We start from the raw sequence: 21,720 nt of genomic DNA, 5'->3' as shown, positions 1-21,720 counted from the left end.
AGTGAACGTATTTTAAAAGTGACACACGTACAGGTTACCAATTGTCAATAAAGAGGCGTATTATAGCACTATCTTGTGTGTTGAATCTAAAAACACCAATAATAAATTGTATCCAGCGCGAGACTAAGTTAGTCTGCTCAATTAATACAATCCTTTGATTGAATGATTAAATATTTGTGGTTAAAGAAAGATGGCTAAAGAAAAATCTCAGCAAGTACCTGTAGTTAGCTTCGAAAACTCACTCAAAGAACTTGAGGAAATTGTTTCTCGCCTTGAGTCTGGCTCACTACCACTTGAAGATGCGCTCAATGAGTTTGAACGAGGCATCCAAATCGCTAAACAAGGGCAAAAAGTCCTGCAACAGGCTGAGCAACGCGTGCAAATCCTGCTTAGCGATGATGAAAATAAAGCTCTTGATGATTTTTCACCAGATACCGAATAAATTATGTCCGAACAACACCCTAATAGCTTCACGATACAGCAACAACAAGCGTATGAGCGAGTTAACCAGTATTTACTAAATGCCTTAGATGCGCTTCCTTTCTCTGATTTACCCCTTGCCGCTGCCATGAAACATGGTGCACTACTTGGGGGGAAACGCCTACGCCCGTTTTTGACCTATACTGTAGGAAGCATGCTGGGTGTCGATTCTGTTAATCTTGATGCGCCAGCGGCAGCGGTTGAGTGTATTCACGCCTACTCATTAATTCATGATGATCTCCCTGCTATGGATGATGATGACCTACGGCGTGGGCAACCCACTTGCCATATCAAATTTGGTGAAGGGAATGCCATTTTGGCGGGTGATGCGCTACAAACATTAGCCTTCCAGCTACTGTCTTCCGCAGAAATGCCTGATGTTACTGACAAAGACCGAATTGCTATGTTGTCAGAACTCGCTTATGCCAGTGGTCTAGCGGGTATGTGTGGTGGTCAAGCACTCGACCTTGAGGCTGAAGGCAAGCGTGTTGATCTTGCAGCCCTTGAACGTATTCACCAACACAAAACGGGTGCATTAATACGAGCAGCTATTCGTATGGGTGCTTATGCCGCTGGAATAAAAGGACATAAGGCACTACCTGCATTAGATAAGTATGCAGAATCTATTGGCCTCGCATTCCAAGTACAAGATGATATTTTGGATGTGATTGGTGATAGTGAAGTGACAGGCAAACGCCAAGGCGCTGATGCTGAGCATGAGAAAAGCACGTATCCATCTTTGCTAGGACTTGAAGCGGCTCAAGAAAAAGCTCGCGAGCTGTATTATAATGCGTTGGAAGCGTTAAAAGCCATTGAAGCAGAAGGCTATAATACACAAACTTTAGTCGCCCTAGCGAATTTCATTATCGAGCGTAAAAGCTAATCTTACATACTCTCAAACGATTAAAGATGCGGCTAGGCGAGAAGCGAACAAGTTGCTAGGATCATACAAAAATCTATGGTCAGCACGCGTGAACATAGTCAATAACGCTGCCATCGAGATCATAACGAGTATACAATGCTGCTTTCTATTCATACTATTGATAATAAAAGTGGCATAATAGCTAAATTCAAACGCTGGAATTAACCAGCGTTATTACCTTATTAACAATTATAAATAGTCGTGGGCCCCCTAATGAGTATTGATATCGCTAAGTATCCAACACTAGCGCTGGCAGAAACACCGGAAGAGCTACGTCTGCTGCCGAAAGAAAGCCTGCCGAAGCTGTGTGATGAACTCAGGCAATTTTTACTTAGTAGTGTTGGTCGATCTAGCGGTCACTTTGCCTCTGGTTTAGGCGCCGTTGAACTCACCGTTGCATTACATTATGTCTATAAAACTCCTTTCGATAACCTTGTCTGGGATGTGGGACATCAAGCCTACCCCCATAAGATTTTAACAGGTCGCCGAGATCGCATTGATACCATTCGTCAAAAAAATGGTTTGCATCCCTTTCCTTGGCGTGACGAAAGCGAATATGACGTATTGAGCGTTGGTCACTCATCAACCTCAATTAGTGCCGGTTTAGGTATGGCCATTGCCGCTGAAAAAGAAGATAAAAACCGCAAAACCGTCTGTGTCATTGGGGATGGTGCGATTACTGCGGGTATGGCATTTGAAGCCATGAACCATGCCGGTGATGTTGCTCCTGATATGTTAGTCATCCTCAACGATAACGAAATGTCGATTTCTGAAAATGTTGGGGCGCTGAATAACCATCTTGCTCACCTGCTCTCTGGCAAGCTCTACACCACTTTGCGTGAAGGTGGTAAAAAAGTGTTTTCTAATATGCCGCCGATTAAAGAGCTATTAAAGAAAACAGAAGAACATATCAAAGGCATGGTCGTTCCTGGCACCATGTTTGAAGAGTTAGGTTTTAACTACATCGGCCCTGTTGATGGTCACGATGTCGTTGCGCTTGTGCAAACCTTGAAAAATATGCGTGATCTAAAAGGGCCTCAGTTCTTACATATCATGACCAAAAAAGGTCGTGGCTATGAGCCTGCTGAAAAAGATCCGATCAGTTGGCATGCTGTTCCTAAATTTGATCCAAGCACATTTACCCTGCCTAAGAGTAAAGAGACCCGTCCTACATTTTCTAAGATTTTTGGGGATTGGCTATGCGAAGAAGCCCAAAACGATGATAAGCTCATGGCTATCACACCGGCTATGCGTGAAGGGTCAGGAATGGTGCGTTTTTCCAAAGAGTACCCTAACCAATACTTCGATGTCGCCATCGCCGAGCAACATGCCGTTACCTTTGCCGCTGGCTTAGCTATCGGTGGTTATAATCCGATCGTCGCGATTTACTCCACTTTCTTGCAGCGCGGTTACGATCAAGTGATCCATGATGTTGCGATTCAAAAAACCCCTATCTTATTTGCCATTGATCGTGCGGGGATTGTTGGGGCTGATGGCCAAACTCACCAAGGGGCATTTGATATCTCTTACCTACGGTGCATTCCAACACTCGTTATCATGACGCCAAGTGATGAAAATGAATGCCGCCAAATGCTACATACTGGTTACCATTATAAAGATGGCCCTAGCGCGGTACGCTACCCTCGCGGAACAGGCACTGGAGCAGAATTACAACCTCTTGCACCACTACCAATTGGTAAAGGGGTCATTCGTCGCCAAGGGGAAAAAATTGCCATCCTCTGCTTCGGTACATTACTCAAACATGCGCTCGTCGCTGCCGAAGCGCTTAATGCAACCGTTGTTGATATGCGCTTTGTTAAACCATTAGATGAAGCACTGATCCTCGATATGGTAAACAGCCATGACATGTTAGTCACGCTAGAAGAGAATGCCATTATGGGCGGTGCAGGCAGTGGTGTTAACGAATTCCTGATGCGCGAACATAAGATGATACCTGTATTAAATCTTGGTTTACCTGATTTCTTTATACCGCAAGGCAGCCAAGAAGAGCTTATTGCTGACTTAGGTCTCGATAGTCAAGGTATTATTCACGCAATCGAACAATATCAGCAGAAATCATAACCTATAGTAAAAAACAGGTATTGTGATAATAACAATACCTGTTTTTCTCAATATTCTTCCTTAATCGATCTTCCATTACAATCCCCTCTTCCTTATGTGAAATTTCATTTTTCTTATTTAAGATAAAATTATTTTGATCATCGATAAGATCAAACTAAGCTAAAATTCTTTTAAAAGGATCTTGCTTTTATCTCAAATAAAGTTCAGTATGAAGTTAATACCCAATTACCCTCATAATAATTTTTGTCATTATTGACATAAATGTCTCATATTTATATGAGATATACGCCTCATTTTTATTTTAGCTGCCTTTTGGCAGCTTTCTTTTGCAAAAAAGAAAATAAATCAAATAGATTCAATAGATTAAGTAATTTCCTCTAATTTTCTAATCGCTATTTTTAATATCCTCTATCTAGAACCTATTATATTTTTCTATAAAAATTCGCGGTAATGACCTCTTTGTAACCTATATAAAATAACAACACGGATTATTACGATAACAAAAAGATCTTTTTTGATCGCTTAAAATAAAAAACCCGTCTCAATCACTGACACGGGTTCACTAAACAACATGATTATTTTATCAACTTAACTATTAACATCCGTTAATGCAAAATGATCAAACCCTTTAAGGGCAACATCAACCGCCTGATTATCACAATAATAACTGATCCCTTCTGATTGCGGTTTTATTTGACCAATACACGTAAAATTAGCGCCTGTATGAGCCAATGCTACTTCTAAAGCACCACGATTAACTTCAGGGATCGTAAAGCAAAGCTCATAATCTTCACCACCACTTAACGACCAAATGCGTGCTTGCTCTACAGAGCAGTTTTGTTGCAACGCCTCGGAAAGTGGTAAAGCATCAAGATTAATACGAGCGCCACAGCCGCTAGCCTTGAGGATATGATTGAGATCGGAAATTAAACCATCAGAAATATCAATCGCGGAAGAAGCTAAGTGGCGTAACGCCTGCCCTTGTAAAATACGCGGCTGAGGACGCAGATGACGCCCAATTAGCCATGACTTTTGGCTCTCATCAGCAATATCTAATTTCCCCTGTAATATTGCTAAACCCGCAGCGCTGTCACCTAGTGTGCCCGTCACGTATATCCAGTCGCCATTACGGGCTCCTGAGCGTGACAATGCTTTCCCACTCGGTACTAAGCCATGTACGGTATAAGTTAGGCTCATTGGTCCACGCGTTGTATCACCGCCAATTAGCTGCATACCGTAATAGTTAATTTGCTCAAATAAGCTATCGCTAAATTGCTCTAACCAATCTGGATCAACATGAGGTAGTGTGATCGCTAGAGAAACCCATGCCGGATCTGCTCCCATAGCAGCAAGATCACTTAAATTAGACGCTAATGATTTGTAAGCAAGATCGGCTGGAGAAATTTCAGGAAGGAAGTGGATACCAGAAACTAATGTATCGGTGCTCACAGCAAGCTGCTGTTTTTCTGGGATGGTCATCAACGCACAGTCATCACCAATACCAATATTCACATCCCGTCTGTTTGTTGTTTGACGGTTAAAGTAACGCGCGATGAGGTCAAATTCGCCATATGACATGGTAGCTTTTCCATTTTCGCTATGCCCAGTTATCAACTTCATCACTGATAATTAGACATAAAAGACAAAGATAGGCCGGAACCCAGCCTACCTCATTACTACTGTAGTATTACAGGAGGGAACCCTGATCAATTTTTATTTTTTACGACGAACAGAAGGCGCAGCCTTATCGAGAACACCATTCACAAATTTATGGCTATCTTCAGCACCAAAAACTTTGGCTAGTTCAATGCCTTCGTTAATTGCAACTTTATAAGGCACATCTTCACGGTAGCTTAGTTCATACATAGCAACACGTAAAATCGCTTTCTCTACCTGCCCCAACTCTTCAAGCTGGCGAGATAGGAAAGGAGCCATTAGCTGGTCAAGCTTAGCAGCGTTATTGGCGACTCCCGACAACAGTTCACGAAAATAAATAACGTCAACGTCAGACATGTCCTGTTCAGCAATAAATTCATATTCCACATCGGAAACATTATTACCGGATAATTGCCATGAATAGATGGCCTGTACAGCACACTCACGAGCGCGGCGACGAGCAGCAGGTTTCACAAGATTCCCCTTAAATAAAAACTAAATCAGCCTTTTACAGCTTTAAGTACATTAATCATTTCTAATGCCGTCAGAGCAGCTTCAGCGCCTTTATTGCCAGCTTTAGTACCAGCACGTTCAATGGCTTGCTCAATATTTTCAGTCGTCAAAACACCGAAAGTGACTGGCACTTCACTGTTCATTGCGACATGAGAAAGACCTGAACTGCACTCGCCTGCAACATATTCAAAATGCGCAGTTCCACCACGGATCACCGTGCCTAATGCAATAACAGCATCGTATTTTTTCGTTTCGGCCAGTGCTTTAACGGTTAATGGTAGCTCGTAAGCGCCTGGCACCCAGACAACAGTGATGTTATCTTGAGACACTTGGCCGATACGCTCTAAAGCATCAACAGCACCGTCCAGCAGACTATCATTAATAAAGTTGTTAAAACGAGCGATTGCAATGGCGACACGCGCTTGTGGCGCGGCAACAACACCTTTAATTACGTTCATAGCCTTCCTTTAATATTAATTATAACCCGCGGGGCGCGGATTTTATCACATTCTTTCGTTAATCGCGTGGTTGAATTTTAGCAAAATGATAAAAAACTTTTATTACCACACAGGACGTAGCCTGACACGCAGGTCATCACCGACTTTCTGCACATCAGTAAATTCAAATTTTTGTGCATCTGACAAATGTGCAAGTGCTGGAATATTCACCAAACCTCGCGCTGTATCCCCTAATAATTTAGGAGCAATATAGACAATCAGCTCATCCACCAAACCAAGTTTTAGCAATGAGCCAGCGAGTATTGGTCCTGCTTCAACCCAAACGCTATTCACATTTCGTTTAGCCAACTGCATCATCAAGATCACAAGGTCAATACCATTATCATCAGATGGAATAGCAAGCTGTTCAACTTGCCCCTGCCAAACCGCATCAGGCTCGGGTTGAGAGCGAACTAACCAACATTCACCTGCCAATTGGGTGACCTTATGTTCCGCCGTGACGCGATTATGGTTATCTAAAACAATACGAATTGGTTGACGCAATGTGCTTTGCGGATAAACAGCTTGTATCTCGGCAGGTAATTCATTCCAACGTACGGTCAGTGAAGGGTTATCTGCCAGCACAGTACTACTGGTACTCAAAATTGCACTCGCTTGCGCACGCAATACCTGTACGTCCTGCCTTGCTGCTGCTGACGTTATCCATTTACTTTCACCTGATTCTAAGGCCGTTTTGCCGTCAAGGGAGGCTGCAAGTTTCAGTTGAACATAAGGGAATGCTGTACGCATACGCTTTAAAAATCCACGGTTTAATGATTCCGCTTCTTCCATCAATACGCCACTTGCGGTTTCAATCCCCGCTTGAGAAAGCATATATAATCCCCGACCTGCAACTTGAGGATTGGGGTCTTGCATTGCTGCCACAACACGACGAACACCCGCATTAATCAAAGCCTCAGCGCAAGGTGGGGTACGACCGTGATGACTGCATGGCTCTAATGTTACGTAGGCGGTAGCGCCTTTCGCTTTCTCTCCTGCCATGCGTAAGGCATGAACTTCAGCATGCGGTTCACCCGCTTTTTGGTGATACCCTTCACCAACAATTTCACCATCACGTACGATAACGCAACCCACATTAGGATTTGGTGAAGTGGTAAAACGGCCTTTTTGGGCAAGCTCAAGTGCCCGCGCCATATAGATGCGGTCTTGTTCAATCATGTTCTTAATCCTGTAATTTAGCGATCTCTTCGCCAAACTCCCGTACATCTTCAAAGCTACGGTAGACTGAAGCAAAGCGGATATAAGCCACTTTATCCAGTTTCTTCAGTTCATCCATCACTAAATTACCAATCATTTTAGAAGGGATTTCACGTTCCCCTGTTGCACGTAGTTGTGATTTGATAGAAATAATGGCCTGTTCAACGGCATCAGCACTTACGGGCCGTTTTTCCAAGGCCTTTTGCATACCACGACTTAGCTTTTCTTCATCGAAGGGTTCGCGTACTTCATCACTTTTAATTACCCGTGGCATAACAAGTTCCGCCACTTCAAAGGTGGTGAAGCGTTCATGGCAAAGCAGACATTGACGACGCCTGCGCACTTGAGAGCCTTCTCCAACCAGACGCGAGTCAATTACTTTCGTATCTACAGCAGAGCAAAATGGGCAGTGCATAGTGTTTCCTGATTCTTATTTCGGGTAAACAGTGTAACCCAGAGCTTAATAAAAAACACCCCGCAAGACTGTACATTTGCAGTCTAACGGGGTGTTTTCATGTTTAAGCCATCTTTTTAGAACACACCAGACGGCTTTCATTCAGTCACCTAAGCCACCGACTTTCACCCAATGGGGATTACGGTAGTAAAGACTCTTGGTCAGCACCTTCTTTCTCAACTTTCGGTGGAAGTAAGTGCTCACGTTTCATACCCATTTTCAGTGCTAGTGCAGAAGCCACATAGATAGATGAAATCGTACCGATGGTTACACCGATTAACATGACCAATGAGAAGCCTTCTAACATCGCGCCACCGAAGATATACAGCATCAGCACCACTAACAGTGTTGTTGCAGATGTCATAATGGTACGGCTTAAGGTCTGTGTTAAAGAGACGTTCATGATTTCATACGGTGTACCGCGACGAATTTTACGGAAGTTTTCACGGATACGGTCAGATACAACGATACTGTCGTTCAGTGAATAACCAATAACGGACATCAATGACGCCACGATGGTCATATCTATCTCAATATGGAACAAAGATAGAATACCTAACGTAATCACAACGTCATGGGCAAGTGCTAATACTGCACCTGTCGCTAGACGCCATTCAAAGCGGAAACCAACATAAATCAAGATACAGATAAGCGCCGTTAACAGTGCAAGTGCCCCTGTTTGAGCAAGTTCTGCCCCAACACTAGGCCCCACAAATTCAATACGCTTCACTGTCGCTTGCTCATCAACATTTTTATTGATGATAGTGATGATCTCTTTACCGACTTCTTGACCTGCAACCCCTTCAATAGGTGGTAAACGGATCATGATGTCACGGCTGCTACCAAAATTTTGGATTAAAGGATCTTTGTGAGCCGTATTAGAAAGGCTGTCACGAATTTTATCCAAATCAGCTGGCTGACTCAGGTTGACTTCGATGACTGTACCACCAGTGAAGTCAAGGCCCCAGTTAAAGCCTTTCATCCCAATAATCGCGATAGATGCGATCAGTAATACAATAGAAATCCCAAAGGCAACGTTGTCCCAGCGCATAAAGTCATAGACTTTACGACCATAGTTCAATTGTTCAACAGTATAATCCTGTGCCACAACGTGCTCCTTAAATTGACAGCTTGTTGATACGTTTACCGCCATATAGCAGGTTCACGATAGCACGTGTACCAATAATAGCTGTAAACATAGAGGTGGCGACACCGATAGCTGTCGTAATTGCAAAGCCTTTGATTGACCCTGTACCCACTGCATACAGAATAATTGCAGTGATAAGTGTAGTCAGGTTTGCGTCGATAATACTTGAGAAAGCGCCTTTATAGCCTTCATGAATAGATTGCTGGACTGAACGCCCATTGCGCAACTCTTCTTTAATACGTTCGTTAATCAAAACGTTAGCATCGACAGCGACAGCAAGGGTCAGTACGATACCGGCAATACCTGGCATGGTCAGTGTGGCGCCTGGTAACAAGGACATCACCCCAACAATCATGATCAAGTTTGCAAACAGCGCCGTACTCGCAATCAAACCAAACTTACGATAGTAAATAATCATAAATAAGATTGAGGCGAACAAACCAGCTAAACAAGCTTTTAGACCTTGTTCAATGTTTTGTAAACCAAGAGTCGGCCCAATAGTACGCTCTTCAACGATTTGGATTGGCGCAATTAATGCACCAGCACGTAGCAATAGCGACAATTGACGAGCTTCGTTTGGATCAGTGATCCCCGTGATACGGAATTGGCTTCCGAAACGCGCAGAAATATTCGCCGCGTTAATCACTTTCTCATCTTTCATCAAAATTACACGGCCTTCGGCATCTTTTTTCCCGCTGTCTTTATATTCAACAAACAGCGTTGCCATTTGTTTACCCTGATTGTCACGGGTAAAATCAGACATGACAGAGCCACCCGCGCTATCAAGGCCAATACTTACTTGTGGCGCACCATTTTCATCACTACCTGAAGTTGAGTCAGTGATGTGGTCACCAGTCAGGACGACTCGCTTATACAGAACGTAAGGGAAGCCATTACGATCATACTTAACCTCAGAATCGCCTGGCACACGGCCATTTTCTGCCGCTGCTGGGTCAACACTTTGGTTAACTAAACGGAACTCTAAGGTTGCCGTTGCCCCTAAAATTTCTTTGGCACGCGCGGTATCTTGGATACCAGGTAACTCAACAACAATACGCTCCGCACCTTGGCGCTGAACAAGAGGTTCTGCAACACCCAATTGGTTTACACGGTTACGAATAATGGTAATGTTTTGAGATACGGCATAGTTACGAGCCTCACGTAGACGCTCATCCGTCATAACCGCAGTCATGGTATTATTGTTACCATTAGAAAATACAAGATCTTGGAACTTACGAAGGAGTATTTTCTCTGCTTGGCTACGATCATCAGCATTACGGAAACGGATCTCAACGCTGTAATTGTCGCCTTTACGGATAGAAGAGTACGGAACTTTTGCTTGGCGCAAATCGTTACGTATACCGTCCATGTTTTGTTCCTGCAATTTACTTAATGCAGTGTCCATATCGACTTCCATGAGGAAGTGAACCCCACCACGCAGGTCTAGACCGAGTTTCATCGGCTCACCACCAACAGCTTCTAGCCATTTAGGTGTTGCAGGTGCAAGGTTTAATGCAACAACATATTGGTCACCCAGAGCGCTAACCAGTGCTTCACGAGCGCGCAATTGAATATCCGGGTTGTTGAATCGGGCAAGTACAGCCCCATTTTCCAAGGCAATAGATTTGCTCTGGATATTGTCTTTTTCTAACGTTTTTTGGACTTGGATCAGCGTTTGCTCATTGGCGGCGGTTCCCCGCACGCCAGTGATTTGAACAGCCGGATCCTCACCATATAGGTTTGGAAGCGCATAAAGCAGACCGATGAGGATCGCAGCGATCAGCATCAGATACTTCCACAAAGGATAACGGTTTAGCACGGCAGTTCCCTTCGGGAAAAATCAGAAATTAAATACCTTTCATTGTGCCTTTAGGTAAAACAGCAGCAACGAAATCACGTTTGATAGTTACTTCGGTGTTCTCACTCAGTTCAAGAACAACATAACCATTATCAGAAACTTTGGTTACACGACCAATCAAACCACCTGTTGTTAAAACTTCATCGCCCTTAGTGATTGACTCCATCAGTTTACGATGCTCTTTAGCACGTTTTTGCTGTGGACGTAAAATCATAAAATAGAAGATCAAAGCAAACACGGCGAGCATAATAATCATCGTATACGGGTTGCCCTGTGCTGGCGCGCCTGCAGATGCCGCTGCTTCAGAAATAAAAAAACTCATTCAACTTTCCTCATTGTTATTGAACGCTATTTAAAACATAAGTACAGCAAAGCTTAATATGCTACACAGATTAAGCTCATTTCGCACTTAAATTCATTCCATATTTAATGAAGGTTGGCTTTTGCCAATCTTCTGATAGAAATCTTTCGCAAACTCTTCAAAGTTACCATCTTCAATCGCTTGACGAATACCTGCCATTAAACGCTGATAATAACGCAAATTATGAATGGTATTTAGCCTTGCGCCAAGAATTTCATTACAACGATCGAGATGGTGTAAATACGCACGACTATAATGACGGCAAGTATAGCAATCACACTCAGGATCGAGTGTTGAAGTATCCGATTTATACTTCGCATTGCGAATTTTTACCACGCCATTCGTGACAAATAAATGACCATTGCGCGCATTTCGTGTTGGCATCACACAATCAAACATATCGATGCCACGGCGAACACCTTCAACTAAATCTTCCGGTTTACCAACCCCCATTAAATAGCGAGGTTTATCCGCCGGAATTTGTGGGCATACATGTTCTAAGATACGATGCATATCTTCTTTTGGCTCGCCTACCGCGAGGCCGCCTACAGCGTACCCATCAAAGCCAATCTCTACCAGTCCCTTAACTGAAATATCACGTAAATCTTCGTAAACACTACCTTGAATGATGCCAAATAGTGCGTTTTTGTTGTTTAATTCATCAAAGCGTTGACGGCTACGTGCAGCCCAACGTAAGGACATCTCCATGGATGTCTTCGCGTAATCCCAATCGGCAGGATATGGCGTACACTCATCAAAAATCATCACGATATCTGAGCCGAGATCGTATTGAATTTCCATTGACTTTTCAGGGCTTAAGAAGATTTTTTCACCGTTAATAGGGTTACGGAAATGCACACCTTCTTCTTTAATTTTACGCATAGCACCAAGGCTAAAGACTTGGAAACCGCCTGAGTCAGTCAAGATAGGACCTTGCCATTGCATAAAATCGTGTAAGTCACCATGCAATTTCATGATCTCTTGCCCTGGGCGCAACCATAAATGGAAGGTGTTACCAAGCAGAATTTGTGCACCTGTTTCTTTGACCTCTTCTGGGGTCATCCCTTTGACTGTTCCATAAGTACCAACAGGCATAAAAGCGGGGGTTTCCACCACGCCACGCTCAAAAATCAAGCGCCCACGACGCGCATTGCCATCCGTGGTTTGTAATTCATATTTCACGTTTATTTCTCCTAGCAGCAGAAAAACAGTCTGTTGCTGATATTAACTTTCACAGGCGAGCAGCTTATCCACCGCCTATCTAACTCACGCTACTGCCCAATCTGCTCAAAACGAGCATCAGGATTACGCGTGATATACATAGCATCACCATAACTAAAGAAACGATATTTTTGTGCTACTGCTTCTTTATAGGCCTGCATAGTATTTTGATATCCAGCAAATGCAGAAACTAACATAATCAGTGTCGATTCTGGCAAATGGAAGTTGGTGATCAAAGCATCAACCACTTGATACTCAAACCCTGGATAAATAAAGATTTGGGTATCATCAAAAAATGGGGCAATGAGCGCATCTTGGCTCGCTTTTGCCGCACTTTCTAATGAGCGTACAGAAGTGGTTCCGACAGCGACCACACGGTTACCTCTCGCTTTACATGCCAATACGGCATCCACAACCTCTTGTGGCACCTCTGCATATTCAGAATGCATGACATGATCTTCGATAGTGTCAACACGCACGGGTTGAAAGGTTCCCGCGCCGACGTGTAAGGTGACGAACGCCATTTCAACGCCTTTTTCACGTAGTGCATCCAATAAAGGCTCATCAAAATGCAAGCCAGCGGTAGGAGCTGCAACCGCGCCAGGACGTTGGCTATAAACGGTTTGGTACAGTTCTTTATCCGATTCTTCATCAGGGCGGTCGATATAAGGTGGTAATGGCATATGCCCGATTTCATTGAGGATACTCAATACATCGCGCTGATCATCAAACTGCACTTCAAATAAAGCCCCATGGCGCGCAACCATAGTCGCATTAACGCTTTCATCTTCACCTAAAATCAGCTCTGCACCCTCTTTCGGGGCTTTAGATGCCCGAATATGAGCAAGTACGCGATGCTCATCCAGCATTCGTTCGACCAGCATTTCGATTTTGCCACCGCTCGCCTTACGACCAAATAGCCTTGCTGGAATGACACGCGTGTTGTTAAACACCAGCAGATCACCGGGTGACAGTTTCTCAAGGATATCCGTAAAAATACCATGCGTGAGCTGCCCCGTTGGGCCATCAAGGCTTAGCAGTCTACATGCGCTTCGCTGCGCTTGAGGATAATGGGCAATTAATTCTTCAGGTAACTCAAAAGTAAAATCGGAAACACGCATTGTCTTAACTTCAATCTAAAAAAATAGGCGACTAGTCTAGTGCTGAGCACTCAAAGGCGCAAGAAATAAGCGTATTTTTGCCGAAAAAACCTTCAATATTTAACAAATATTTCTCAAGTCACGAAAATTTTCTTCCTTATGTCATCGCTGCATCGCTGTTTTCTATTCGATTTCGTGCTAAACGGATATCTCTAGGCAATTTCAGATCCGTGTTAAAACAACAGACCATAGACATTTAAAGATGCGTGCACAGTAAACGGGCTATAATTTACCAAGCATCGAGTATATGATATCAACATGAACTTTCTTGCTCACTTGCATCTTGCCTATAAAGCGAATAGCTCCCTATTGGGCAATATCATGGCCGACTTCGTTCGTGGCAACCCAGAAGGCCATTATGCGCCCGATGTTGTCGCGGGGATCACTATGCATCGAGCCGTTGATAAGGCGACAGACTCTCACCCTTTAGTCAAAGAAGCGCGCGCACTGTTCAGGCCGGATTACCGTCGGGTCGCACCGATCACACTTGACCTTGTATGGGATCATTTCCTCTCATTGCATTGGTCTAAAATCGAACAAACTATCGGATTGGCCGATTTTATCTATTATGCACGTCGCCAAATTGAACCTAATCTGCGTCATACGCCTGAAAAGTTTCAGGAGTTAAATGAGTTTCTCTGGCCCCAAAATTGGTTAATTCGCTATGCAGATAAAACATATATAGGGCAATCATTGAATGGAATGGCACGTCGGCGGCCTAAACTACATGCGCTTAGCGGCTCTTTTGATGACTTTTTATTGCAATATAAGCCACTTGAACAGATTTTTTTCCAGTTTTATCCGCAAATGATACAACAGGCTGAACAAGGAATATTTGTCGGTCACCTCACAACACTGAAGCCTTGATCAATTATCACTTGTACTTTACCGTAATAAAACTATTGTATTGATATCAATTTGTTAAATAAGTATAATTGATAGATAAAAACTATCACAGAAATTGGTATTTATACCTTTATTCTTTGTAGGGAATTTCATATTCTCTCTTGATATATTGCCTAAATAATTTGAACGGTTTGTTGGCAACCAGCGAAAGGCTTCCTAGCAGCAAAATAGCGCTATCACTAGGCACCTAACGCGGTCCAATAAGTGGTTTAAACTATTATGGATATAAAACCTTTAATTCAAACTCATAGGAGTAAATTATGGTTCTGGTAACACGTCAAGCCCCTGACTTTACTGCTGCAGCTGTTCTAGGTAACGGTGAAATTGTTGACAACTTTAACCTGAAAAATCACCTAAACGGCCGTCCAGCGGTGATCTTCTTCTGGCCAATGGACTTCACTTTTGTTTGTCCTTCAGAACTTATCGCGTTCGACCACCGTTATGAAGAATTCAAAAAACGTGGTGTGGAAGTAATCGGTGTTTCTTTTGACTCTGAATTCGTTCACAACGCATGGCGTAAAACTCCTGTTGATAACGGCGGTATTGGTGAAGTGAAATACCCAATGGTTGCTGACGTCAAACGTGAAATCATGAAAGCATACGGCATTGAGCACCCAGAAGCTGGCGTTGCTCTGCGTGGCTCTTTCTTGGTCGACAAAAATGGCGTTGTGCGTCACCAAGTCGTTAACGACCTACCACTCGGCCGTAACATCGATGAAATGCTGCGTATGGTTGATGCGCTGCAATTCCACGAAGAGCACGGTGATGTTTGCCCAGCGCAATGGGAAAAAGGTAAAGAAGGCATGAACGCATCACCTAAAGGTGTTGCTGACTACCTGACTAAAAACGCAACTGGCCTATAATTCATAGCGTTTACTGTTTTTATGGATCGGCATAAACTTCGGTTTATGCCGATTTTTTATTTTTGACAATCCCATTTGCCCGCTTTTACTTTATTCTCTGCTTTTTATTCGTCTTTTTTCAAATAATTATTGCTAGAAAGTTCTTAATTGATGCTAAAGAACAATATATCTGAGGATATATAGCGCACCATACTTTTACAGGACTGCTATTTATAATATGGTTACATTTATCCATAAATAGTTACATTTTTAACTCAATATAGCGTCAATCGTAAAGTAGGAAAAAACGATGAAATTTAAACTGTTAGCATCGGTTGTTATAGCTGGTACTTTGCTTGCAGGCTGTGATAACAACCAAACAGCCTCTGAAAGTAATTTCAAAAAATCCATTCAAGATTATCTCGATACTAAATCGGCTATTTGTATCAATACTGGCCCATTCCCTGCTGAGCTTTTAGCACAAGCAAATACTCGAAAAATAGAACAATTAGATAGTTTGGTTGATGCTGGATTATTAAACAAATCAGAAAAAAAAGTCGTTATCAAAGATATGTGGGGAACAGAACAAACAGGTGAAGGTGTTGAATTTACCTTAACGAGTGAAGGTCAAAAATTCTTTGATGAAGCAAAAGCCGAATTTTCTGGGCGTGGCAGCTTCTGTACAGGTAAGTTAGTGGTCACTGAAGTCACGAATTTCACAGAGCCAGCTGAGCGCGGTGGTCAAAAAATCTCTATCGCTAACTTTAAACAAAAAATTGAAGATGTGGCACCTTGGGCCAAAAATGAAAAAGTCATTGCCGCCTACCCACAAATCAAATCAACCCAAGAGCGTGCTAAAAAATCACAACAAAGCCCATTGGTACTGACCAATAACGGCTGGATCCATATTGCATTGTTCAACCAAAAATAAATTGGTCTCCCTAAGCAGAGCCACGATCAGGCTCTGCTTAACCCATTGTTTTATATTTTTAAGTTAATTTTTTCACTACATTGTTAACATTTCTCGATTGTATCTTTCAGTCTCTCCAGCTATTTTATGCTATACATAAAGAACACAATTAATTAACAAATGAATCACATTAGTTAATTGTGTTACTCAATTTCATAAAAAGCCCATTCCATTTTATTCATCGGGAGATACGAATGATAAAAACATCATGGCGCCCCTCTGTCCTATTACTTTCACTGCTTATCTCACCTCAACTCTTTGCCGCCTCAGAACCTGCTGTCGAGGCCAAAAAAGGAATGGTTGTGTCTTCTCAACACCTAGCCTCTCAAATTGGTGCCGACATCCTTAATGCAGGCGGTAATGCAGTTGATGCGGCTGTTGCTGTGGGATATGCCCAAGCCGTGGTTAATCCATGCTGTGGGAATATTGGTGGCGGCGGATTTATGACCATTCACCTTGCTAATGGCAAAGATCTTTTTATCAACTTTAGAGAAACCGCCCCAGAAGCCGCTAGCGCTAATATGTACTTAGATAAGAATGGTAATTTAATAAAAGATGCCAGCCTCTATGGTTACCTCGCATCGGGGGTTCCGGGAACGGTAAAAGGGCTTGATTATGCGCTCGAAAAATATGGCACAATGAGCCGCCAGCAAGTCATGGAGCCGGCAATTAAATTAGCCAGAGAAGGTTTTGTTTTAACGCGGGCAGATACCGATGTCCTAGATACCACTGTCGATCGCTTTAAGCAAGACCCAGAAGTCGCACGCATTTTTTTAAAACCTAATGGTAGTGCCTTTCAACCTGGCGATCTGTTAGTACAAACCGACTTAGCCAATACCCTTGAAAAAATTGCGAAAGAAGGCCCTAAAGCTTTCTATGAAGGCGAAATACCGAAGATCGTAGAAGAAGCGTCTAAAAAGAATGGGGGGATCTTAACCGCAAAAGATTTTGCTAATTATACGATCACCGACACCACACCAATTAGCTGTACCTATCGAGGCTATAAATTTATTTCAGCACCACCGCCTAGCTCGGGTGGGGTAACCATCTGCCAAACACTCAATATCTTAGAAGGCTATAACCTCAAAGAGATGGGGTTCAATTCGGCAGAATATATTCATACTCTCACAGAGGCAATGCGCCATGCCTACATGGATAGAAACACTTTCCTAGGCGATCCGGCATTTGTCGATAACCCAACCGACAAGTTATTGAGTAAAGCCTACGCAGAAGAGCTACGTAAAGAGATCAAACCTAACCAAGCAACGCCATCAACACAAGTCCAACCCGGTGTAGGGCCACATGAAAAACCAGAAACCACTCATTACTCTGTTGTCGATGACAAAGGTAATGCGGTTTCAACGACTTATACCATCAATGGCCGTTTCGGCTCCGTGGTGATCCCGCCTGGTACAGGGTTCTTTTTAAATGATGAGATGGATGATTTCACCACCAAAGTCGGTGAGAAAAATATGTATGGTTTAGTTCAAGGTGAAAGAAACGCGATTGCTCCTGGTAAGCGCCCACTATCATCGATGAGCCCAACCATAGTGACCAAAGATGGTAAAGTGTTCTTAGTACTCGGCTCCCCAGGCGGGTCACGGATTATTTCAATCACATTGCAAACCGCCCTGAATATCATTGACCATGGAATGCCTCCTCAAGAAGCCGTGAACGCACCACGTATCCACCATCAATGGTTACCCGATGAAGTTTACTATGAGGAGCGTGGTGTCTCTAAAGATACCTTAGCGTTGCTCGATAAGATGGGTTACAAAATGGTAGAACAAACACCATGGGGCGCAGCAGAGTTAATTATGGTACCCGTACCGGATGCTAAAGGAGATAAAACAGACTCATCAGGCAATGATGCCGCAGTTTCAGGCAAAGTTCGCCAAGGCTATATCTACGGTTCAAATGATGTTCGTCGTCCAGCCGGTAAAGCCGTTGGTGTCGATTAAAATCCACACTTAAAACAAATGGCGGGATAACCCGCCATTTAAATGATTAGCTAAGCGGGGAGACCCGCTTAGTATTATCTACTAAAAAATCAACAAATTGATATTTTTAATGGTTTTCACAATCTCTTATGGTCGCAGCCAAACACCTTGATGTTGACCCACGGCCTGAAATTACCTTGCGTTATTTACGAATAAAATTATCCACAATAAGGCTGATCGCTTCTTCACTACGACCATGTAAAACCGCTTTTGCCGTATAAAGCCCCATACCGACAACACTATTAAGCTCTACATTCGGTGGCATAACCAATTCATTCGGTGAAGTATGCACGTTTAATACCGCTGGGCCATTATAATTTAGGAAGCGGATAACAGCGTCCTCCAATGCTTCTGGGGATTCAACTGATTCACCAAACATCCCTAACGCACTCGCCAACTTACCAAAATCAGGGTTTTCTAAATCGGTATAGTTATTCAATAACCCTTCAACTTTTTGTTCTAATTCAACAAAGTTAAGCGATTTATTGTTGATGATAACGATTTTTGCCGCCAATTTTTCTTGCGTCATAGTGAGTAGATCGCCTAATAGCATCGCTAACCCACCATCACCTGACATAGAGATCACTTGGCGATTAGGAAACGCTTTTTTCAATCCTAATGCTTGAGGCATTGCGTTAGCCATGGTGCCATGTTTTAAGCTCGTTAATGTTCTTCGCTGCCCATTGGTATTGATATAGCGCAGCATCCAAACCATTGCAGAACCCCCATCTGCCGTAAAAATAGCGTCGCTATCTGCATGCTTATCGAGTAGCTGAGCAAGGTATTGAGGGTGGATGACATGAGCTTTCGCCCCTTTTTCTAGCCAGCTAATTTTTTCGAGTGTCTTTTTGTGCAAATCGACAGATTTACGTAAAAAATCATCATCGGTTTTATTGTCAATTAAAGGCAATAATTGCAATAAGGTTTCATTGACATCACCATTAAGCCCTAAATTGACAGGGTGGCGTTTACCGATATTTTCTAAATTAATATCAACTTGTACGATGGTTGCTTTTTCAGGGAAAAATTGAGGCCATGCGAAATCAGTACCTAACAGCAGCAAAGTATCGCAGTTTTTTAACATGGTAAAACCGGACTCAATACCGATCATTCCCGTCATTCCCACATTATATGGGTTATCATATTCAATAAAATCTTTGGCTCGTGAGGTATGTGCAATTGGCGCTTTTAATTTTTCTGCCAATTGAAGAAGTGCTCCTCTGGCATCTTTACTACCAATTCCCGCATAAATACCTATTTTCTTACCTTTATTTAATACATCTGCCAGCGCTTTAATATCTTCTTGAGCCGGGATAATTCGCGGTTGATGATAATTGACAGCTATTTTATTTGGATAGTCTATTTCAGACTTACTTATATTTACTGGAAGAATAATAACAGCGACACCTTTTTGACTTAAAGCTGCACTAATGGCATTTTTTGTCACTTCAATCGCTTTATCAGGGCTAATAATTTCTTCGCAGAATACTGAGCATTCACTATAAACGGATTTAAAATCGACGTATTGAGGGAAAGAACTATCGGTTGTATTAGTATCTAATTGGCTTGCAATCAAAATAACAGGCGCGCCATTGCGATGTGATTCATATAATCCATTAATAAAATGTAAGCTTCCAGGTCCACAGGAGCCTGCACATGCGGTGAGTTGGCCTGAAATAAAGGATTCGGCACCGGCGGCAAATCCCCCAACCTCCTCATGCCTTACATGGATCCACTCCATCTTACTTTCATGTATCGCATCCGTGACATAATTTAAAGTATCACCAACGATGCCATAACAATGCTTCACACCTGAATTTTGGAGAATATCAACAATCACGCTAGCAACATTTTTTTTCATGCAAGGCTCCAATAGCAGATTATTTCTTATAAACAAAAGATCACAGATGACTCTTGTCTACATATTTATATTATTAATATCACAATAAGTAATAACTGCAATTAAAAGCACTATTTTTATTTTAACCCTTTCTTTTTATGATATTTTTCCGTCAGAATAAGAAGTAAAAAAGGAGCTAATAAGCTCCTTTTTCTATTATTGAATATTGATATTTTTAGGCTTGTTTATGTTCGGCTGCGGGTGTGATCACTCGGTCACAAATTGCCGCTACAATTAACACCACAAATGATGGTAATAACCATGCCAAATCTTGTTGATATAACGGAATTCCAGTCATCCAATCAGGAATATACGTTTTCAGATGATCTGACGCTTTCGCTGCACCAATTAACCCCACAATAAAACTGGTCAACATGGTTGGGGCAATCACCACACTTGGGTTACGCCACCACTTTAAAGTAAAGCTTAATAAAATAAGCACAATACAAGGTGGGTAAATCGCCACTAATACAGGAACAGAAAACGCAATCAGTTTACTTAATCCAAGATTAGAAACGACCATGGAGAATGCACCAAGTACCAAGACTAGCGTGCGGTAAGAGATTGGCACATAGCGGCTAAAGAACTCCGCGCAAGCACAGGTCAAACCAACAGCCGTCACCATACAGGCAACAAAAATCAATACGGCAAGGAAGAAGCTACCATAGTTACCAAATGTATACTGAACATAGGCATGCAGAATATCAGCACCATCTTGAGGGTTTGGAATAATGGATGCGCTGTTTTCACCTAATTTAAATAGTGAAAGGTAAACCAGTGTCAGTAGCACTCCCGCAATCAGCCCCGCCCACATGGTATAGCGGGTCAGTAGTGAGGAATTTTCGATACCTCGCGAACGGGCCGCATTAACAATCACGATACCAAAAACCATTGCCCCCAATGTATCCATCGTCAAATAGCCATTGATAAAGCCATTTGAGAAAGCCATATCGCGATATTCATCTGTTGATAACATAGGTTGACCTGCCGGCCAAAGCACAGCCGCAACACCAAGGATAGCAAGGGCTAACATTTTTACAGGTGCCAGTATGTGACCTACACTATCCAGTAGTTTACCTGGGTATAGAGAAATACCGATGACTAGCACAAAATAGACTGCACTATAAATTAATAATGATATATCTGATTCGCCACCAAGTAGCGGTGCAATCCCCACTTTGTAAGAAACCGTCGCAGTGCGAGGCGTGGCGAATAGCGGGCCAACGGACAGGTAAGCAACAACAGCAAGCAATAGCCCCGCCGTTTTACCAACAGGTGTACTTAGGGCTTCAATACCCCCACCCACTTTGGCTAATGCCACAACGGTTAAAACAGGCAACCCCACACCTGTAACCAAAAAGCCTAGCGCGGCAGTCCACACTTGCTCGCCAGCCTGTAAGCCAACCATTGGTGGAAATATGATATTTCCAGCACCAACGAAGAGCGCAAAGGTCATAAAACCTAAGGCAAGAATATCTCTGGATGTTAAACGATGAGCCATATTTTATGTTAAATCTTTGTAACAGTGTTAGA

Annotated in this window: 19 protein-coding genes; 7 read left to right on the top strand and 12 right to left on the bottom strand. The window is 42.8% G+C overall.

Annotated features, from left to right (window positions below; all coding sequences use genetic code 11):
* Nucleotides 1-190 precede the first annotated feature (190 nt).
* From xseB to dxs, 3 genes are all read left to right on the top strand, one after another.
* On the top strand, nt 191-442 hold the full coding sequence (gene xseB, locus PR675_RS10335) for an exodeoxyribonuclease VII small subunit (RefSeq protein ID WP_004926992.1): 252 nt from the start codon (nt 191-193) through the stop codon (nt 440-442).
* 3 nt (nt 443-445) lie between these two features.
* Nucleotides 446-1,363, top strand: a complete 918-nt coding sequence (gene ispA, locus PR675_RS10330) for a (2E,6E)-farnesyl diphosphate synthase (protein ID WP_004926990.1) — start codon at nt 446-448, stop codon at nt 1,361-1,363.
* Between the two features lie 252 nt (nt 1,364-1,615).
* Nucleotides 1,616-3,484, top strand: a complete 1,869-nt coding sequence (gene dxs / locus PR675_RS10325; RefSeq protein ID WP_014656775.1) for a 1-deoxy-D-xylulose-5-phosphate synthase — start codon at nt 1,616-1,618, stop codon at nt 3,482-3,484.
* A gap of 588 nt (nt 3,485-4,072) precedes the next feature.
* Here dxs and thiL read toward each other — a convergent pair.
* From thiL to queA, 10 genes are all read right to left on the bottom strand, one after another.
* The gene (gene thiL, locus PR675_RS10320) at nt 4,073-5,062 is read right to left on the bottom strand and encodes a thiamine-phosphate kinase (RefSeq protein WP_014656776.1); all 990 of its coding nucleotides are present in this window, start codon (nt 5,060-5,062) and stop codon (nt 4,073-4,075) included.
* Nucleotides 5,063-5,197: 135 nt separating this feature from the next.
* Nucleotides 5,198-5,614, bottom strand: a complete 417-nt coding sequence (gene nusB, locus PR675_RS10315; protein ID WP_004926984.1) for a transcription antitermination factor NusB — start codon at nt 5,612-5,614, stop codon at nt 5,198-5,200.
* A 26-nt stretch (nt 5,615-5,640) separates the two neighbouring features.
* On the bottom strand, nt 5,641-6,111 hold the full coding sequence (gene ribH, locus PR675_RS10310) for a 6,7-dimethyl-8-ribityllumazine synthase (RefSeq protein WP_004926982.1): 471 nt from the start codon (nt 6,109-6,111) through the stop codon (nt 5,641-5,643).
* A gap of 102 nt (nt 6,112-6,213) precedes the next feature.
* On the bottom strand, nt 6,214-7,329 hold the full coding sequence (gene ribD, locus PR675_RS10305) for a bifunctional diaminohydroxyphosphoribosylaminopyrimidine deaminase/5-amino-6-(5-phosphoribosylamino)uracil reductase RibD (protein WP_014656777.1): 1,116 nt from the start codon (nt 7,327-7,329) through the stop codon (nt 6,214-6,216).
* A 4-nt stretch (nt 7,330-7,333) separates the two neighbouring features.
* Nucleotides 7,334-7,783 carry a transcriptional regulator NrdR gene (nrdR, locus tag PR675_RS10300; RefSeq protein ID WP_004926977.1) on the bottom strand — a complete coding sequence of 150 codons (450 nt, stop codon included), beginning with the start codon at nt 7,781-7,783 and terminating at the stop codon, nt 7,334-7,336.
* A gap of 178 nt (nt 7,784-7,961) precedes the next feature.
* Nucleotides 7,962-8,930 carry a protein translocase subunit SecF gene (gene secF / locus PR675_RS10295; protein WP_014656778.1) on the bottom strand — a complete coding sequence of 323 codons (969 nt, stop codon included), beginning with the start codon at nt 8,928-8,930 and terminating at the stop codon, nt 7,962-7,964.
* A gap of 10 nt (nt 8,931-8,940) precedes the next feature.
* Nucleotides 8,941-10,788, bottom strand: a complete 1,848-nt coding sequence (gene secD / locus PR675_RS10290) for a protein translocase subunit SecD (protein ID WP_014656779.1) — start codon at nt 10,786-10,788, stop codon at nt 8,941-8,943.
* 28 nt (nt 10,789-10,816) lie between these two features.
* The gene (gene yajC, locus PR675_RS10285; protein WP_004926971.1) at nt 10,817-11,149 is read right to left on the bottom strand and encodes a preprotein translocase subunit YajC; all 333 of its coding nucleotides are present in this window, start codon (nt 11,147-11,149) and stop codon (nt 10,817-10,819) included.
* Nucleotides 11,150-11,242: 93 nt separating this feature from the next.
* Nucleotides 11,243-12,370: a tRNA guanosine(34) transglycosylase Tgt gene (gene tgt / locus PR675_RS10280; protein WP_004926970.1), complete on the bottom strand. Its 1,128-nt coding sequence runs from the start codon at nt 12,368-12,370 to the stop codon at nt 11,243-11,245.
* An 89-nt stretch (nt 12,371-12,459) separates the two neighbouring features.
* A complete protein-coding gene (gene queA, locus PR675_RS10275; RefSeq protein WP_036941828.1) occupies nt 12,460-13,530 on the bottom strand; it encodes a tRNA preQ1(34) S-adenosylmethionine ribosyltransferase-isomerase QueA in 1,071 nt (356 codons plus the stop codon).
* 297 nt (nt 13,531-13,827) lie between these two features.
* Between queA and PR675_RS10270 the strand changes: the two genes are divergently transcribed.
* From PR675_RS10270 to ggt, 4 genes are all read left to right on the top strand, one after another.
* Nucleotides 13,828-14,436, top strand: a complete 609-nt coding sequence (locus tag PR675_RS10270) for an acyl carrier protein phosphodiesterase (protein ID WP_014656782.1) — start codon at nt 13,828-13,830, stop codon at nt 14,434-14,436.
* 299 nt (nt 14,437-14,735) lie between these two features.
* The gene (locus tag PR675_RS10265; protein WP_004926964.1) at nt 14,736-15,338 is read left to right on the top strand and encodes a peroxiredoxin C; all 603 of its coding nucleotides are present in this window, start codon (nt 14,736-14,738) and stop codon (nt 15,336-15,338) included.
* Nucleotides 15,339-15,627: 289 nt separating this feature from the next.
* Nucleotides 15,628-16,248 carry a hypothetical protein gene (locus PR675_RS10260; protein ID WP_272582739.1) on the top strand — a complete coding sequence of 207 codons (621 nt, stop codon included), beginning with the start codon at nt 15,628-15,630 and terminating at the stop codon, nt 16,246-16,248.
* 233 nt (nt 16,249-16,481) lie between these two features.
* Nucleotides 16,482-18,248: a gamma-glutamyltransferase gene (gene ggt / locus PR675_RS10255; RefSeq protein WP_004926960.1), complete on the top strand. Its 1,767-nt coding sequence runs from the start codon at nt 16,482-16,484 to the stop codon at nt 18,246-18,248.
* Between the two features lie 181 nt (nt 18,249-18,429).
* Here ggt and PR675_RS10250 read toward each other — a convergent pair whose 3' ends face one another.
* On the bottom strand, nt 18,430-20,148 hold the full coding sequence (locus PR675_RS10250; protein ID WP_060560965.1) for a thiamine pyrophosphate-dependent enzyme: 1,719 nt from the start codon (nt 20,146-20,148) through the stop codon (nt 18,430-18,432).
* Nucleotides 20,149-20,362: 214 nt separating this feature from the next.
* A complete protein-coding gene (gene brnQ / locus PR675_RS10245; protein ID WP_004926953.1) occupies nt 20,363-21,688 on the bottom strand; it encodes a branched-chain amino acid transport system II carrier protein in 1,326 nt (441 codons plus the stop codon).
* Between the last annotated feature and the right edge of the window lie 32 nt (nt 21,689-21,720).

Source organism: Providencia sp. PROV261 (assembly GCF_028477945.1).
GTDB classification, from domain to species: domain Bacteria; phylum Pseudomonadota; class Gammaproteobacteria; order Enterobacterales; family Enterobacteriaceae; genus Providencia; species Providencia stuartii.
This window is presented reverse-complemented; position numbering and strand designations above follow the sequence as displayed.